Consider the following 17,109-nt stretch of genomic DNA (forward strand, 5'->3'; position numbering starts at 1 on the left):
ACCCGAGGTCAGGGCGCACTGGCCTTTCGTAACATCGTTACGTAACATGCGTCCGATGACTACCGTGAACTACGACCTCATCGATTCGGTGTCGACGATCGTCATGGACGACGGCAAGGCGAACGTGCTGTCGCCGGCGATGCAGCAGAACCTGAACGAGGCGTTCGACCGCGCCGAGCAGGACGACTCGAAGGCCGTCGTGCTCGCGGGCAACCACAAGCTGTTCAGCGGGGGCTTCGACCTCGCCGTGTTCGCATCCGGCGACGCGCAGGCCGCCCTCGACATGCTGGCGGGCGGCTTCGAGCTGGCGGTGCGCTGCCTCACCTTCCCCAAGCCGGTGATCATGGCCGCGACCGGGCCGGCCATCGCGATGGGCTCGTTCCTGCTGCTGTCAGGCGACCACCGGATCGGATCCCCGCGCACGCGGTGCCAGGCCAACGAGGTGGCGATCGGCATGGTGCTGCCGATCGCGGCAATCGAACTGATGCGGCTGCGGTTGACCCGCGCGGCCTTCCAACGTGGCATCTCGATGGCCGCGACCTTCGCCGGCGACGCGGCGATCGCGGGCGGCTGGCTCGACGAGATCGTCGAGCAGGATCAGGTGCTGCCCCGCGCCCGGGAGGTCGCGACCGAGGCGGCCGCGACGCTGCACCTGAAGGCCCACCTGGCCAGCAAGCTCAAGGCCCGCGAGGACGCGCTCGCCGCGGTCCGGGCCGGCATCGACGGGTTGGCCGCCGAGTTCGGCGGGTGAGCCGTGCCGAGGGCGAAGCAGCGCACGCCCGAACTGCGTGACCACCTGCTCGCGGTCGCCGTTGCGACGCTGAACGAGGAGGGCTTCACGCGGTTCACCACCCGCCGCGTCGCCGAACGCGCAGGCACGTCGGTGCCCGCGGTGTACGAACTCTTCACGGACAAGGCGGGACTCGTCCGGGCGATGTTCTTCGAAGGCTTCCGCGTGCTGGGCGCCGAACTGGCGAAGGTCCCGCCGAGCGTCGAACCGCTGGCCGACATCGAGCGGCTGGTGCCGGTGTTCCGGCTGTTCTGCCGGGCCTATCCGCGGCTGGCGCAGGTGATGTTCTCCCGGCCGTTCGCCGACTTCGAGCCAGGGCCCGACGAACTCGCCGCGGGCGCGTCGGTGCGCCACGAGTTCGTCGGCCGGATCCAGCGCGCGGTCGACGCCGGACTGCTCGCCGGCGACCCGACCGACATCGCGCACGTGCTGCTCGCCCTCGCGCAGGGCCTCGCCGTCCAGGAGGCCGGCCGCTGGCTCGGCCCGGCCCCGTCGATCGAACGGCGGTGGCGGCTCGGGGTGCGCTCGCTGCTGGCCGGCTTCGCGGCCTAGCTCATCTCCGTCGCGCACGCTCGCGGGGCGTCAGCCGTCGACGTTCACCCGGATCAGCGCCCGCCGGCTGTGGCCGCTCCGGATCAGCCGCTCGATCCCCGTCACCACTCGGTACCCGAGTCCGTACTTGCGCCGGAACAGGCCTTCGACGCGCCGGACCTCGGCGGCGTCCTCGACCACCTCGCCGCGTCCGGCGACGGTCTGTTCGCCCGGACGGACCTTGCCGCTCCGGCTGCAGGCCGCCATGGTGACGCGGGCGTCGCGGCGGAGCCGCTTGACCTTCCACGAGTCGGCAGGGGTCCAGAACACCAGCTGTCCGCCGTCGGTGACGAGCCACAGCGGCGTCGCCACCGCGTCCCCGTTGCGCTTGAACGTCGTCAGCGAGACGAACTTCTCCGCGCCGAGGCGGTCGAGGTGCTGGGCCATGGCGGCCATCGTAGGTGCGCAGGATGAGAGGCCCTCGCCGTCGAGACTGCGCGCACGGTCGTCAAGCGCGCGGCTTCACAGCCCTGCGCGCAGTTTCGGCGCTCGGTCAGGCGGCCTTCGGGTGGTCGGCGTCGGCCTGCTTCGACAGCCAGAGGCGCTCGACGCGCAGCACCCGCCGGTGCTCCAGCGCGATGAGGCCGCCCCCGGCCGTCACCGCGGCGCCGGTGACCAATGCGAGCGGCAGCACCCACTGGGTATTGCCGTAGGCGGCCGACGCCACGATCGCGGCCAGACCGACGACGCCGATGGCGATCAACACCAGTCCGGGGAACCAGAGGGTGTCGATCATGGATTCGCCGGCATGGGGCTGACAGGTACGGGAATGATCCGCAGGATCCTGATGCGCATTTTTCATCGCATCTCCCTTCGAGAGATGTGATCCAGGTTACACCGCTGCTCACGAGAGTCGAGGGTGCTCGCGGAGCACGACGGACATCGACCCGGCTGACATGATGAATCCGTGACCGACATCCGCGGCCGGTTGTGGCGGCAGGGCGAACCGCAGGATCGTTTCGAGTTCTCCGCCCTGTCGGACTACCTCGCCGACGAGGACATATTGGTCTGGGTGGACGTCTACGCACCCGATCATGACGACCTCGCGAAGCTGGCCGAGGAACTGGGCCTCAATTCGTGGGCGGTGGAGGACGCTGTCGCCGAATCCGAGCGCACCAAGGCCAACGTCTATCCCAGCCACACCTTCTTCACGGTGTACGCGGTGTCGCGTGCCGAGCCCGACGACGACAGTGCCTCGACGCTGCAGACCCATCGCATCTCGGGTTTCGTGCTGCCCCGCGCGATGGTCACGATTCGGCTGCCCCCGGAGATCGACATCGACGCCGTCTCACTGCGGTTCGACGAGCTCGGCGGGCAGCAGCACGGCGTCGGCGCGCTCGTGCACGGGCTGCTCGACGTCGTGGTCGACGGGCACTTCGCCGCGGTGCAGGCGCTCGACGACGGCATCGAATCGCTCGAGGACGAGCTCTTCGACGAGGAAGGGCCGCGCCGTGGACTGCAGCAGCGGACGTTCCGGCTTCGTAAAGACCTGGTGGAACTGCGCCGCGTCGTGCTGCCCATGCGCGAGGTCGTCAACTCGATCCAGCACCGCAGGATCGACGCGAAGACCAGCCCCGAACTCGACCCGCTCTACGCCGACCTCTACGACCACGTGTTGCGGGCGTCGGAGTGGACGGAGTCGTTGCGCGACATGGTCACCACGGTGTTCGAGACGAATCTGTCCCTGCAGGACGCCCGCCTCAACGCGGTGATGAAGAAGCTGACCAGCTGGGCGGCGATCATCGCGGTACCGACCGCCATCACCGGGTTCTACGGTCAGAACGTGCAGTATCCGGGCATCGAGACGGTGCAGGGTTTCGTCGTCAGTTCGGCGATCATCGTAGTGCTGGTTTGCGTGCTGTACGTGATGTTCAAGCGGCGGGACTGGCTGTAGTTCACGACCCGTCGATGTGCGCGTGCGCGCGAACCAGCCCGGCCGCCTGCCGGTAGTCCTCGTCGGCGTTGAGGCTGAGCACGCCGACCGCCTCGCCGTCCGACTCGTACCAGACGGTGAACCCATCGCGGTGGTCGATCAGCCGGCTGTGCTGGTAGCTGGTTCCCCAGCCGCGGTACTTCAACGTCGAATCGCCTATGGTGCAAGAGAATTCGGGGACGTCGTCCCATGAGCGGGGGTAACCGGCTGCGGTTTCGCCTGCGATCATGCCCTGCCGGGCGGCATCGCGCCAGTGCTCGGCGGCCACATGCCTGCGGGCGTCGACGTTGTAGGCCAGCGCGACGTCGCCCGCGGCGTACACATCCGAGACCGAGGTGTGCATGTGCTCGTCGGTGACGATGCGACCGCGGTCGGTGCGCAGGCCCGCCTCGACAGCCAGGCTGATGTCGGGCCGCACGCCGGTGGCCGCGACGACGACGTCGCCGTCGACGGCCTCCCCGGTCGCCAAGGTGACGCCGCGGTCGTCGATCTCGGCCACCTCGGCGGCGCCGATGAACCGGACACCGTTGTCGGACAAGATCTTCGCGACACGTTCCCCGGCGTCCACGCCGAAACGCCGCAGCAGCGGCACGGGTTCGCCTGCGACGAGTGTGGTGGCGATGCCGTCGCTGGCCAGGCAGGCCGCCGCCTCACAACCGATCAAGCCGCCGCCGATCACCACGGCCGACCGGGCGCTGAGTGCCGCCATCCGCAGCGCCACGGCGTCGGCGAACGAACGCAGGTGCAGGGCGTTCCCCGCGCCGGGCACGTCGAGCGGCACCGGGCTCGAGCCGCAGGCCAGGACGCAGTGCCAGTAGGGATAGCGCCTGCCGCCGCGGGTGACCACCTCGCGGTTGTCGACGTCGAGGCACTCGACGGTGATGCCCAGGACGAGATCCAGGTCGTGGCGGGCGAACCAGTCGGCTGACCTCAGGTCGACGTCCGAGCGCCGGCCGCAGAGGAATTCCTTGCTCAGCGGCGGCTTCTCGTAGGGCATCGCCGGGTCGGCGGCAAGGATCGTGACGGGCACGCGGGGATGGCGGGCGCGGAAGGCCGAGGCGGCATTCAGTCCCGCCGGTCCGCTTCCGACGGCGATCAACCCTGATGCCCGCACCCCGTCGGAGTACCCGCGGCGGGCTTTGCTACGCATCGAGTTCCGCGAACGTCATTATTGCAGCGGCGGCCGCGCCGGTGGTTGAGGCGTCGTAGCGGCCCTCCTGCGGCGCCAGCCCCGGCTTCTCTCGATAAATATGTATGTGCTATGCATATTAAATGGCTCAGTCGCGCTACGACCACCTCGACGAGCTGCTGACGCGCATCCACGTGGTTCGCCAGCGGCCGGAATGGCGCCGCCTGCTGCTCAGCGACGCCGACCCGGTGTCGGTGTCGAGCCTGCGGGTGCTGCGCGCCGTCGAACAGCGCGACCTCGCGGGTCAGCCCGCATCGATCGGTGACATCGCCGACTACCTGGCCGTCGAGCACTCCACCGCGAGCCGCACCGTCGCATCCGTCGTCGCCGCCGGCCTGTTGACGAAAACCGTTGCCGCCGAGGATCAACGTCGATCATCCCTGGCGCTGACCGACGTCGGCCGCAAAGCCCTCGCTCAGGTCACCGACCGCAGGCGCGAACTGGTCACCGATGTCATCGCGCACTGGCCCGACGACGACGTCGACGCGCTGGTGGGGCTGCTGGACCGGCTCGCAGTCGACTTCGAGGGCCGGGTGCGCCGATGACGGCCGAAGCCACCGCCGCCGCTCCCCCGCAACCACGCCGCGCACTGCGGCTGATGTTCGACCCGACGTTCGGGACGCTGTTCTGGGGCAAGATGTTCGCCGTCGTCGCCGTGTACATCCACGGGATGGTGTCGGCCATCGTCATCTACCAGGCGACCGGATCGGCACTGATGGTCGGACTGGTCGGCGTGGTGCAGTTCGGCCCCCAGCTCATCCTGAGCCCGACCAGCGGCAAGTGGGCCGACCTCGGCGATCCGGCGAAGCAGATCCTGTGGGGGCGGGTGATGTGTGTGCTCGGATCCGGGTCGACCGCCCTCTGGTACGCGCTGGACCCCGGGCTTACGGGCAACGCCGCGGCGGTGCCGATCCTGGCCGGCACCCTGCTGGTGGGCATCGGATTCGTGATCGGCGGGCCCGCCATGCAGTCGATCGTGCCAAGGCTCATCCGCGACGGCGAACTGTCCACCGCGATGGCGCTGAACAGCTTTCCGATGACGGTGGGACGGGTCTTCGGGCCGGTCATCGGCGCGTACCTCGCGGCGCACCTCGGCGCCGCGACGGGCTTCGCGGTCAGCGCCGGACTGCACTTCGTCTTCGCCCTGTTGCTGCTCCTGGTGCACTTCCCCAAGCCGCCGAAGCGGCTGGCGGGCACCGATTACCGGGTCCGCGCGGCGGTGAAGTACGTGTGGCGGGACCGCCCGCTGTTCCTCGCACTGGTGGCCGTGTCGGCGGTCGGGTTCGCGGCCGATCCGTCGATCACCCTCACCCCGTCGCTGGCCGCCGAACTCGGAGGCGGCACTCAACTCGTCGGCCTGCTCTCAGCGGCCTTCGGGGTCGGCGCCGCGGTCGGGATGGCCGCGCTGGCGATCCTGCAGAACCGTGTCGCGTCGGCGCCGGTGTCCTCGCTCGGCCTGTGGCTGATGGCGGCAGGCACCGCGATGCTCGCGGTCGAGGTGAACACCGCCGTCGCTCTGGCCGGGTTCACCATCGCAGGTGTCGGATTCGGCTGCGCGATGACGGGTCTGAGCACGGTGGTGCAGGAGCGCGCGCCCGAGGAGTTACGCGGCCGGATCATGGCACTCTGGCTCGTCGGATTCATCGGCTCGCGCCCGCTGGCCGCGGCACTGCTCGGCGGTACCGCCGACGCCGCGAACGTCTTCGTCGCGTTCATCGTCACCGCCGTGGTGACCGTGGTCGTCGCGCTGCTGTGCCGGCCCAAGGCGTTGAGCGGCCCGCTGCCCGGGCTCTGAACGCCTGCACTACCGGAGGACGATCGGATCCTCGATCAACTTCATCCCGATGGGTGTCACGGGATCGAGATAAGAGGCGTCGGGCCGCATATCACCGTGGTTGACGGTCCACCCGCGGCAGGTTCGGTCGATTGCAATCGGATACACCGTCACCTTGTCGGCGCCGACGTGGATCCGCAGGAAGTTCTTGTGGCCCTCGTAGCGGAACGCCGAGAACGTCTCGGTGGCGTGGCTTTTGAGTGCGAAGAACGCGGCCAGCAGGTACGCGCCGAACACCACCGTCCCCACCACCGCGCCCAGCACGAAGACGACGGCGTAGGCGAGAATCCCCCCGCCCTGCGCGATCTGCAGCGCGATCCAGGCGACACCGGCCTGCGCGCACATGTGTGCGCCGGTGTGGAGCGCTCCGACCGTGAACCGCAACAGGTATCGCAGTGGTTCCCACTTCATGGCGGGGGCATCGAAGAACGCGGACAGCAACAACCACAGCATCAGGATGAGGATGACGCTCGTGACGTCACGGTCGACCAGCAGCGCGACGAAAGACGTGGCGCCGGCCACCCCGGACGCCGACCCAGTCAACCAGAACAGCGCCAGATAGAGCACTCCGATCAGGGCGGCGAACGAGGGGTTGTACCAGCCGAGCAACAGCGCGCGAAGGGCAAGCAGGCGAGATCTTCCCTTGCCCGGGTAGCACGTGCCCAATGTCAGTTGCTCTTTTCCACAGAGCTTCAGCGACTCGTTGCCGCCGGAGGAACGGGGCTCGGGCACGCGCACATGGTCGCTCAGCGTGTTGGTGGACGAGAGGAACGCACCACCGCCACCCGCGGTGATCCTCGCCCGGTCGGCGCCGCCGAGCGCCGGAGCGTCGTACCGCGCGTAATGGTGCTTGTCGCCGGAGAGCATGAGCACGGTGACCACCCGGTCGGGCACGAGGTGCTTCTCGACGTACGCGAGATTGTCGTAGGCGTTTGCTTCGCGCGGGACGTCGGCCCAGCTGGGTTTCGCCGTGCACAGGATCAACCGGTCGCCGTCGGCCATCCGCTTCGCCACGGTCTGGAAGTATTCGATCTGCGCTGCGTCCAGGTAGGCGCCTGACTGGATGTCGATGCCCCACAGCCAGAACCGGCCGGGCAGGCGTTCGGCGAAATAACTGCGGGTCTGCGCCCGCTCACGACCGCCGACCCAGCCCTTCTGTGCGAACACCCGCATGAAGCCCGTCAGCCCGTCGTACCAGTCGTGGTTGCCGGGAATGGCCACGATGCGTGGCGCTTTCCCGGCACACCACGGCAGCGCCGCCTCGTAGGGCCCGCGGAACCGGTCCTCGTACTCCTGGGCGGTCGCATAGGGATACACCTGGTCGCCGCCGAGCACCAACAGGTCGGCGCGGGGCAACTCGTGCCCGGAGACGGTGATCTCCGGCTGGGAAAGGCACCAGGCCACCGTGTAGGTGGGGTTGAAACCGTCGGCGGTGTCGGCGACGAAGTCCACCCATATGTCCTTATCCGTGCTCTTCTCCGGCGGAATCCTCGGCGGAAGAGACTGCTGCAGCTCGCGCTTGTCGAGGTACTCGCCGAGGACCACCGACAAGATCACCTTGATACCGGACCTTGCGAGCGTCGAGGGGCTGAACCACCGCACCGGTCTCCGCCGCTGGAATTCCAGATCTTCGAGGTTCTCTGGCCGACGCGGTGGGGTTCCGTTACGCTCCGCGGTCTCCGGTGTCGCATTGGCACTGGTGGTTTCACGATCAGTCACTGACATCTCCCGATCACCTCCCTGTGTCGGACGCTACCCGGATCGGCGCGGTGATCTCGGGTAACGCAGTACCCCACCTCGTGCGGGTAGTCGACTACTCGTGACCAGGACAGCATCGGAGCTGACGCTCGGGGAATGACGCAATCTCCGACCACGCCGGCCGCCACGGGTGATCCGGCCGGCCTGCGTGACGACATGCGCTCCGAGTACGGCAAGCTGATCGAGATCGTCAACGGTTTCGACCAGAGGCTGCTGACGATCAAGGGCTGGGGCGTGACGTTGAGCCTTGCCAGCCTGGGACTGGCGTTCCAACAGGGCCACGCCGGCCTGTTCCTGGTCGCCTCGACCAGCGGCTTGGCGTTCTGGGCGCTCGAAGCCTCCACGAAGAGCCATCAGGTGCACTACTACCTGCGCATGCGCGACATCGAGATTGCCTGCTACGAACTCTTCGGCGTGGCCACACCGGAGGGCACCACCGCGTCCTCGCCCCTGATCGACTGGTCCTGGTCGGTCTCCGAGCGCCAGCGAAAGAGCGGGCAGCGTGACCGCGCGGCCCCGCCGAGACTCTCTGTCCCCGGACGGAATCCGTGGTTCCACGTCCACGTGATGCTGCCGCATCTCGTCGCCGTCATCCTCGGCGCTGTGCTGTTCGTCCTCAAGCTGCGGGGCGTGATCAACGATTGGTGACGGAGACGCTCGGCATTGCGGCGGCCCAGGCGGCGTGGCCCTGATACCTGTGATCCGCAGCGGCCGTGCGGTACCCGTCGAGCAGATCGACGTATCGGGCATCGTCGCCGCGCGCCTGTGCGATCAGCGCACGACACCGCAGCACGACGGTGTGCCGCATCGCCAGCCCGGCGTGCCTCGGACCTGCCTCCAGGCGGTCGACGGCGATCTCCGCCTCCCGGAGGTCGGCCTCGGTGCCACGGGAGACGAGGGTCTCGACCAGGATCCGGGTGGTGGGATTGCACCATCCCACGACACCGGTCCGGAACACGTCGTCGAACGCAGCGCGCATCACGGTGAGCGCTCCGTCGACGTCGCCGGCCCTGGCCCATTCACGTGCCCGGAACACGTCGATGACCGGGAGTTCGGTGAGGGTGTAGCTGCCCTCCACACACATCTGCCGGACGTCACCGAGCACCTCGAAACCGCGTTGCCGCTCGATGGCGTCGTCCCGGTTGACCAGTGCGAATCCGAGCGAGCACTTGACCATCGCCAGGCCGAAGTCGTCCCCGGTGCGCTGCACGATCTGCAGTGCCTCGTCGATGTCGTGGAGCACCTTGTCGGTCGGCAGCAGCACGCCGGCGACGATGGTGGCCAGGTAGTTGTATCCGATGACGATCGAATGGGACAGCGCATCGGCTTGCCGCGCGATCTCCAGCGCATGGTCGAAATCATCGCGCCACTGCGGATCCCCCTGGCCCCACCGGGCGAATCCGCGGGCGGCCATCGCGGTGGCGAGTGGCGAGCCGATCACGATGTTGCCCCTGGTCGGGTCGCCTTCGGCGAGGTCGATCACCGTGTCGGCCCACCGGATGAGGTCGCTCAGCTCGTCGGTCTCCGCCTTGGTCTGGATGGCGGCGAAGGACAGTCCGACCGTCAGGTTCGGATCGCCGATCGAGTCGATCACCGCCATGTACTCCGCGACGAGTGCGGAGGCGTCCCTCAGCTGTGCGCGATTGGCATGTTCCATCACCAGGCCCGCCATGCCCATGGCGAGGGACGCCTTGTCATCGGCCTTCTCACACAGCTGCCGCAGTTCGTCGAACGGGACGCCGAAGATGCTGACGTGCACCCGCCACGCGGTCAGACACAGCAGGGTTCGCGGCGCGATCTGCATCGACGTCCGCGCCGGGTCGTCGGCCGGCAGCGCATCGGCTGCCGCGCAGGCGCTTTCCCAGCTGAGGCGGGCGGCGAGGATGTCCCGGTTGAGCGACCACCACCCGGCCCGCATGTGCCAGCCGTAGGCCGCGTGCAGATCACCCGCCGCCTCGAGATGCTCAGCGACGACTGCCGCGTTCTTGTCCAGCGACTCCGGCCAGCGGCGCTCGATCGCCGCCGCGAGCCGGCGGTGCAGATCGGCGCGACCGGACTTCAGCTGCGACTCGTAGGCCACCGCCCGGATCAGCGGATGGTGGAAGACGTACTCCTCCGGTTGCGTGAACTGGACCTGCTCGAGGAGTTCGGCCGACAACAGGTCGGCCACCTCCGGCTCGGCGATCAGGTCGGCGAGAAGCAGCGTGCTGAACCGCAATCCGATCACCGCGGCAGCGCTGAGGGTCTGCTTGGCGGCCGGATCCAGGCGGTCGATCCTGGCGGCGATGGTGGTCTGCAGGGTGGCGGGTACGGTCACCTCCGCGGCGTCCTCGACGGACCGGTACGCCCCGCGCTGACCGTGCAAAACGTCGCGCTCGATGAAGTCCCGCACGATCTCCTGGGCGAAGAACGGGTTACCGCTGGAGCGCGAGACGATGGCGCGCTGCAGGCCCTGCACCGACGGATCCACGCCGAGCAGATCCGTGATCAGCACTGAGATCTCCGAATCGTGAAGCGGTAGAAGGGAGATGATCTGCGTACCAGCGATCGAAGTGATGCGCCCGCGGTACTCCGGCCGGTAGGTCACCAGGACGAGCGTGGGCGTCCGGGGCACCACCGCCAGGAAATCGGCCAGCATCGAATCGCTGACGTCGTCGATCCAGTGGACGTCCTCGATGACGTACACCGCGGGGCGCGACCGCTTCAGTTGTGACGCGTTCACGAGCGCGGTGAGTCGACGGCGGCGGGCACCTGGGTCGATCTTGGGCAGTTCGACGGCGGGGTCGGCGATTCCGAGCAGATCGTCGAACAGCAGGAGGTCCTGCTCGTCGGCGTCGGGCGCGCGGGCGCGCAATTGCAGCCTGGCCGCCTGGTCGTCGAGTTCGGTCAGGGCGAACGCCGACCGCAACAGGCGGGTGACGAGATGGAACGGGACTTCGCCGGCATGCGAATCGCAGAATCCCCAGAAGACGTCCACGCCCCGCTCCGCAGCGGACGCCGCGGCCTCGCGCACCAGCCTGCTCTTGCCGATTCCCGGTGGTCCGACCACACACGCGACGCTGCCCTGCCCCTGCACGGCACGGTCGAGCAGGCCGTCCATGGCGCCGACCTCCCAGTGCCTGCCGACGAACTTCGACTCCACCCGGGTGATGGGTCGCCGGTCGGGGTCGATGCGGTCGAGGCGTCGTGCCGGCACCGGTTCGTCGACGTTCTTGACGTGCACCAGTTCCGGTGGACCGAGCACCGCCGCGTGCTCCACCAGCCGGGCGGTGGACTCGCTGATCATCACCCCGCCGGGTGGCGCCGCCGCCTCCATCCGCTGAGCCATGCCGACGTGCCGGCCGACGGCGGTATAGGTCAGCAGGTCCGATCCGAACCTGCCCGCGATCACCTGTCCGGAGTTCAGGCCGACGCGGATCTGGAGACGGACGTCGTCGCGCTGTTCGGTCTCCTCGGACAATCGGCTCGCCGCTCGCTGGATGTCCTGGGCGGCCAAGCACGCCCGTAGCGCGTGGTCCTCCATGGCGATGGGCGCACCGAACAGCGCCATCAGACCGTCGCCGGTGAACTTGTCGACCGTCCCGCCGTAGCGCTGCACCACGTGCCCGGCCCGGTCGACGAGTTGGGTCAGGACTTCACGCAGCCGCTCGGCGCCGAGCTGATCGGCCATCTGCATCGATCTCACGAGGTCGAGGAAGAGGACTGTCACGTGCTTGTACTCGGCCACGTCCGGCGTGCGGGCAACAGCCGATCCGCAGGCGTCGCAGAAGCGAGCCGACGCTCGAAGTTCCGTGCCGCACCTGTGGCACGCAGTCGCCGTCATTCGGTTACCCGTCGTCTCGGCAGTTCGAGTACCGCGCCCGGTCAGGATATGCCCTGCCGGCCGCTGCGAGGGGTGATTGTGCCGGCCAGCGGTCTCACATCGTTGCCAGCGCTGCATCACACGTGCGTTCGGCGAGTGCCGAGATCGTCATGGCCGGATGGAAGCCGATCGACGCAGGCACCACCGACCCGTCGGCGATGAAGAGTCCGGGATAGGAGTGCACTTCGCCGGCAGCGTTCACGACACCGGTGGTGGGGCTGTCCGACATCCGGCAGCCGCCGAGCGGGTGCACGGTGACGGTGCGGCGGAACGCATTCCAGAAGATCAGCGGTGCGAAGGTGCCGCCGTAGTAGTCGGTGAGGCTGTGCATCGCCTGTTGCTGCCGTTCGATGAGTTCGGCGTTCTCGGTCCCGTAGTCCCACGTCATGTCGAGACCGCGCGTCGTCAGATGCAGCCGGCCGTTGGCGTTGTCGCGGCCGATCCCGAACAGATTGGTCGACCGGCGCCAGTCCAACCTGCCGGGCGCCAGGTACTTCAGCGGCCTGGACAGTAGGCCGTGGGCGAACATCTGCGGCACCGCCCATGGCAGCAGTCGCCACAGCAGCGGCGCGAACGGCCGCAGGATGCGTGCCGAGGGCTGGCCGAGATTTGCCAGCGCCTTCATCACGGCCTCGTTGAACGTCGGTGCCGCCAGGGTGAACTCGGGCGCCTGGTCGAAGAAGTGCATCACCGACGTGACGTCCGGGCCGAAGTTCGGTGACAGGTCGACATCGGCCCGGTGGATAGACCCGAGGAAGTCACCGTTGGCCGAGAATCCCTGCCCAAGAGCGTGACTGAGCAACGGCAGCGTCTTGTCGACATCACGGCACCGCAGCAGCAGCTCGGTGGTGCCCAGTGTGCCCGCCGCCAGGACCACCCGCCGCGCGACCGTGACCTCTTGGGTTCCCGTGACGACGTCGCGATGGGTGATGGCGTAGCCGTCGGTCACCGCGCGCAGTCCGACGACCACGCGCCCCGGCCGCACCACGGCGCCACGGGCGCGCGCCTCGGCGAGGTAGGTGCTGTCGGCCGTGTGCTTGGCGCCGACCTGGCAGCCGAACTCGCATTCGGCGCAGTACACGCAGGGTTGATGGCGCGACGAGGCCAGTAGCGCTGTCCTGGCCGGCCAACGCACCGATTCGTCGGGATCGACGACGGGCCTGCCCATCTGTTCCCCGGCGTACCGGAAGACCTCGCGTTTCGGCACCCGCTCACCGACCGGTAGCGGCGCCACCTCGAGCATCTTCGCGACCCGGTCATAGTAGGGATCGAGACTGTGACGGCTGGTCCCCGCCGGCCACCGCGGGTCGTCGAACACCTTCTGCACCGGGCGGACGTTGACGCCGGCATACACCAGGGAACCACCGCCGACGCCTGCCGCGACGACACAGCCACCGCCGGAAAAGAACCGCAGGTCGTAGAGGCCGGTGGCCTGCTTCCCGCGGCGCTGTCGCCAGAACAGCGCATCGATGTCGGTGACGTCACGGGGGAACTGGCCGGGCCGGTAGTGCCTGCCACGCTCGAGGACCAAGACGGAGTGACCGGCCTCGGCCATCCGGTGCGCGGCTATCGATCCGCCGAAGCCCGACCCCACCACGACGGCGTCGAAGCGCGGCGAGTCCCCGTTCATCGCGCTCGCGCGGTGGGCTCGAGACCACCGACGATGTACGGAAACACGTCTGCGGCAGCGTTCCTGCCGAAGATGCAGTCGATGTGGCCGTAGTCCGGGATCAAGTGGCGCCGGTAGAAGCCGTCACCGTTGGCCTCGGTCAGCGCCTGCATGGTCTTCTCCGTGCTGCTCGGCTTGAAGCACGCGTTCTTCGCCCCGTGGATGAACGTCAGGGGCAGCGCGAGCCGGCGCAGGTGGGGCATGTAGCGGTCGGACCCGTCGGCGCCCACCACGGTCCGGTGCCGCACCATCGTCGCCAGGTGATCGAGCGCCGATGTGCTCGTGATGCCGAACATCTCGGGCAGCCCGTCCTGGTGGGTCAGTGCGTTGAGCTGATCGTGCTCGTAGAGCAGCGCGTAGATGAACGAGATCCGGTGGCACGTCGCGCTGGTGCACCGTTCGTCACCCATCGGCCACAGGTTCAGCGCCTGGTCGAACAGCTTCTCCCGCAGCTTCTCGTGGTCATACGCGCGTGCGGTCATCGTGTCGATGCCGAACCGCTCGAGCAGCCGCGGCACCCGCAGCCCAGACTTGAGCCGGGTGACGAACGGGGCGTCGATGTGGGTGGCGATCTGACTGCACACCGCGGCGCGGACGTCTTGCAGTCCCGCGAGCATGGCGCACATGAACGCGGTCGACCCGAAGCAGTGTGCCACCACCTGGACGGTGTTCTTGCCCTTGGTGTTCCGTAGTACGTAGTCGACGGCGGCGGGGTAGTCGTGTTCCGCGATGTCGTCGGCCGTGTACTCCGTCCTGGAGGCCGGGAGGTCGATGCTGGACCGGTAGTCGAGCAGCCAGACGTCGTAGCCGCGGGCGCACAGGTACTCGACGAGGTTGGTGTCGATGGTGTCGATCGTGAAGATGGTGCTGGACACCCCGAGGCCGTGCGTCACCAGCACCGGTCCCTTGTCGCCGCTGTGGTAGCGGGTCAGCAGCAGGTCGACACCGTCGGGCGTGGTGAACGGATGGCGTTGCGGCGCCGGCACGCGCAGCGCGCGCGTCTTCCTGGGCGGGACGTCGGTGCGTATCAGCCGCGCCGGCGACGCGACACCGCCGTAGACGCCCGCGAGTTCGGTCGCGAAGCATCTGCCGAACCTGGCCTTCGCCGCGACGATCTCCTTGACGTCGTGGGTGCCGGTGACCCGCATGCTGCGCAGCTGGTTGGCGAACGCCTCAGGGGTGATCGTCAGGACGCCGCGGGCGAGCAGGTCACCGGTGTCGTCGGCCCCGGCGTAGAGGTCGACGTAGAGCGTCGTGGTGTCGGACCAGACGTCGAGGCCGCGGTCGTCGCGGATGTCCTTGCGGCCGCGGAGGAAGAACGTCTGCTCCCTGGTGTCCTCCAGCGTGGCGGTGTAGATCATGTTGACCATGCCGACACGGTCGGGGTTGGGGACGAGCAGGTTGAAGGTGCCGGCCTTGACCTGCAGTCGATCGCTCGAGACCGCGGGGACGTCCACTGTCCCGAACAGTTCCGCGCGGCGGTACGGATTCTTCAGGAACGCGTCGAGGTCGTCGGCGGTGATCGTGAAGAGGAACGACATCGGACTGTGCGCGGCCTTCCCTCGCTCTGCGGCGGTGGCGGGGTCGCTCGGGATCCCGTCGCCGGTCATCACCCAGCCGGCCATCCGTTCGGTGAAGCCGATCCCGACGGTGGTGGGTCGCTGCGGGAGTGCCGGAGTCTGCCCCTCGTAGTCGATGGTCCAGCCTCGTTCTGCGGCAAGGATGTTCACGTTGCGTTCGGCAATCGCGGTGATGGTCAGCAGCGGATTGGCGCCGAGCGACGTGGGAATCACCGAGCCGTCCGCCACATAGAGTCCCGGGTGCACCGATGTCGCCGACCGGCCGTCGAAGACCTGGCCCTTGTGGTTGACGACGCCCGTGTCGACGTCCTGTCCCATCGGGCAGCCACCCAGCGGGTGCACGGTGATGAGCCGTTGCCGCTGCTCGTCGAACTGCAGCGGATTCTTGAGGTAGGTCCCGCGCAGTGGCGTGGCGACCGCTTCGAGCCGGTCGTTGATGACGTCGAAGACCTTCTTGTCGTCGAGCTCCGGCCACCGCACCCGCACCCGGTCGTCGTCGTCGAGTTCCAGCGTGCCGTCGGCGCCGTCGTGCGCCATCACCAGATACGTCATGGTGTTGTTCAGGGCGCCGCGGTACGGCCCGGCGAGCAGGCTCTGCAGCTCTCGGCCCAGCTCCTCCGGCTCGTCGACCCATCGCCGGTCGGTGTCCACCCCGCCGAGCCGATTCGCGATGCCGAAGAAGGCGGCCAGTTGCGCACCGAGGCCGCCGGGGATGGCGCCCTCCTCGATGACCATGTGCTGGTCGAGCGGCCCGTCCTGCACCTCGATCAGGCCGGTGATGCAGGGCCCGACCGGGTGACGGTCATCGCCATGGATGCCCCACCCGATGCCGTTGACCGGCTCGGGACCGTTGTAGGAGAAGGCGAGCACATCGGCGTTCCCGCTGAACCTTTCGCCGAGCCGGTCCGACAGGCCGATCTCGTCGCTCCTCAGCAGGATCTCGGTGGAGCCGAGGGTGCCCGCGGCCAGCACGACGATGTCGGCGGTGACGGTCATCGGCTCCGCGTCGAACAGTTCGCGGCCGATGTCCTGCGGCCGGTAGTGGACCTTCCAGCGGTCCCCGTCGCGGCTGAGGTGGTGGACGGCGACCTTCGTGAAGATCTTCGCGCCATGGGCCACCGCGTCGGGCAGATAGTTCATCAGCACCGTGTTCTTCGCGCCGACGTTGCACCCGGACACGCAGTCGCCGCACATCGAGCATTTCTGCTGACCGACGCCTGCGGCGTTGGGGCCGTCGGCGAAGCGGACGTTGAGGAAGGGCAGCGAGAAGTGCGCGGACGGCAGCGCCGCCGATCCCTTCTCGAGCAGCCGCAGTTTCGGCAGATCCCGGTGGGACTCCGGCAGCTGCTGCGGCTGCAGCATCGCCCTGGCCAGCCGGTAGCCCTCATCGAGTGCGTCTGCGCTGCGCAGTTCTTCTGGCCAGCAGTCCTGTTCGAAGACCGCGGGCTCTGCTCGCAACGACACGTTCGCGTTGATCAGCGACGTCCCGCCCAGACCACACCCGACGAGAACACCGATGTCGTCGTACTGCCGCATGTCCAGCAGGCCGGTGGGGCTGCCGATGCGGGTGCCGTTGATCGTGAGCTGACCGTTGGCCATGGCCTCGGGCAGCGTGTCGGGGAATTCGCCGGGGTGCAGCTCGCGGCCGCGCTCCAGCACCCAGACCTGCTGTCCGGCGCGCGCGAGCCGGCTGGCGGTGACGGCGCCGCCATAGCCGGATCCGATCACGATCACCGACGCATGGCCGTCGAGCTCGGTGAGCGGTGACGATAACCGGCTCAGCGGTTGACCCTGACTCTGTTCTGGAGCGTGGCGTTGCGGCATGGTCCACCCCTCGGACCGACGGAACATTGACGCTGGCTGACACTGCCACCGCTCGCCGCTGCCATCTGGAGTAGTCGAC

13 protein-coding genes are annotated in these 17,109 nt (G+C 68.3%); 6 read left to right on the forward strand and 7 right to left on the reverse strand.

The features are described from left to right. Positions 1–55 precede the first annotated feature (55 nt). Both H7I41_RS06230 and H7I41_RS06235 read left to right on the forward strand, forming a co-directional pair. On the forward strand, positions 56–751 hold the full coding sequence (locus H7I41_RS06230) for a crotonase/enoyl-CoA hydratase family protein (protein WP_264011697.1): 696 nt from the start codon (positions 56–58) through the stop codon (positions 749–751). Between the two features lie 3 nt (positions 752–754). Beyond that, complete coding sequence (locus H7I41_RS06235) at positions 755–1,342, forward strand: TetR/AcrR family transcriptional regulator (protein ID WP_264011698.1); 588 nt, start codon at positions 755–757, stop codon at positions 1,340–1,342. Positions 1,343–1,372: 30 nt separating this feature from the next. Here the strand turns inward: H7I41_RS06235 and H7I41_RS06240 are convergent, their stop codons facing one another. Further along, the gene (locus H7I41_RS06240; RefSeq protein ID WP_264011699.1) at positions 1,373–1,768 is read right to left on the reverse strand and encodes a PPOX class F420-dependent oxidoreductase; all 396 of its coding nucleotides are present in this window, start codon (positions 1,766–1,768) and stop codon (positions 1,373–1,375) included. A 106-nt stretch (positions 1,769–1,874) separates the two neighbouring features. Continuing rightward, positions 1,875–2,183: a protein UsfY gene (usfY, locus tag H7I41_RS06245; protein WP_276008348.1), complete on the reverse strand. Its 309-nt coding sequence runs from the start codon at positions 2,181–2,183 to the stop codon at positions 1,875–1,877. Between the two features lie 105 nt (positions 2,184–2,288). On the opposite strand from usfY, the gene H7I41_RS06250 reads away from it, so the two are divergent. Beyond that, entirely contained in the window at positions 2,289–3,275 is a 987-nt protein-coding gene (locus H7I41_RS06250; protein WP_264011701.1) for a magnesium transporter CorA family protein, read from the forward strand. 1 nt (position 3,276) lies between these two features. On the opposite strand, the gene H7I41_RS06255 is transcribed toward H7I41_RS06250, so the two are convergent. Further along, positions 3,277–4,464, reverse strand: a complete 1,188-nt coding sequence (locus tag H7I41_RS06255; RefSeq protein ID WP_264011702.1) for an NAD(P)/FAD-dependent oxidoreductase — start codon at positions 4,462–4,464, stop codon at positions 3,277–3,279. 122 nt (positions 4,465–4,586) lie between these two features. Between H7I41_RS06255 and H7I41_RS06260 the strand changes: the two genes are divergently transcribed. Together H7I41_RS06260 and H7I41_RS06265 are read left to right on the forward strand one after the other, a co-directional pair. Further along, positions 4,587–5,048 carry a MarR family winged helix-turn-helix transcriptional regulator gene (locus H7I41_RS06260; RefSeq protein ID WP_264011703.1) on the forward strand — a complete coding sequence of 154 codons (462 nt, stop codon included), beginning with the start codon at positions 4,587–4,589 and terminating at the stop codon, positions 5,046–5,048. After that, positions 5,045–6,298 (forward strand): MFS transporter, encoded by a 1,254-nt coding sequence (locus H7I41_RS06265; RefSeq protein WP_264011704.1) that lies wholly within the window; start codon positions 5,045–5,047, stop codon positions 6,296–6,298. Before H7I41_RS06260 ends, H7I41_RS06265 begins: the two co-directional genes overlap by 4 nt. 9 nt (positions 6,299–6,307) lie before the next feature. Here H7I41_RS06265 and H7I41_RS06270 read toward each other — a convergent pair whose 3' ends face one another. After that, on the reverse strand, positions 6,308–7,894 hold the full coding sequence (locus H7I41_RS06270; RefSeq protein WP_264011705.1) for a metallophosphoesterase family protein: 1,587 nt from the start codon (positions 7,892–7,894) through the stop codon (positions 6,308–6,310). A 297-nt stretch (positions 7,895–8,191) separates the two neighbouring features. On the opposite strand from H7I41_RS06270, the gene H7I41_RS06275 reads away from it, so the two are divergent. Next, complete coding sequence (locus H7I41_RS06275) at positions 8,192–8,743, forward strand: hypothetical protein (RefSeq protein ID WP_264011706.1); 552 nt, start codon at positions 8,192–8,194, stop codon at positions 8,741–8,743. Here H7I41_RS06275 and H7I41_RS06280 read toward each other — a convergent pair. From H7I41_RS06280 to H7I41_RS06290, 3 genes are all read right to left on the reverse strand, one after another. Continuing rightward, on the reverse strand, positions 8,730–11,918 hold the full coding sequence (locus tag H7I41_RS06280) for an ATP-binding protein (RefSeq protein ID WP_264011707.1): 3,189 nt from the start codon (positions 11,916–11,918) through the stop codon (positions 8,730–8,732). The two genes, H7I41_RS06275 and H7I41_RS06280, sit on opposite strands and share 14 nt — an antisense overlap. Positions 11,919–12,012: 94 nt before the next feature. Further along, positions 12,013–13,587 carry a GMC oxidoreductase gene (locus tag H7I41_RS06285; RefSeq protein ID WP_264011709.1) on the reverse strand — a complete coding sequence of 525 codons (1,575 nt, stop codon included), beginning with the start codon at positions 13,585–13,587 and terminating at the stop codon, positions 12,013–12,015. Next, entirely contained in the window at positions 13,584–17,030 is a 3,447-nt protein-coding gene (locus H7I41_RS06290) for an alpha/beta fold hydrolase (protein WP_264011710.1), read from the reverse strand. The genes H7I41_RS06285 and H7I41_RS06290 overlap by 4 nt, the downstream gene beginning before the upstream one ends. Between the last annotated feature and the right edge of the window lie 79 nt (positions 17,031–17,109).

The organism is [Mycobacterium] manitobense, assembly GCF_025821665.1.
GTDB lineage: Bacteria > Actinomycetota > Actinomycetes > Mycobacteriales > Mycobacteriaceae > Mycobacterium > Mycobacterium arseniciresistens.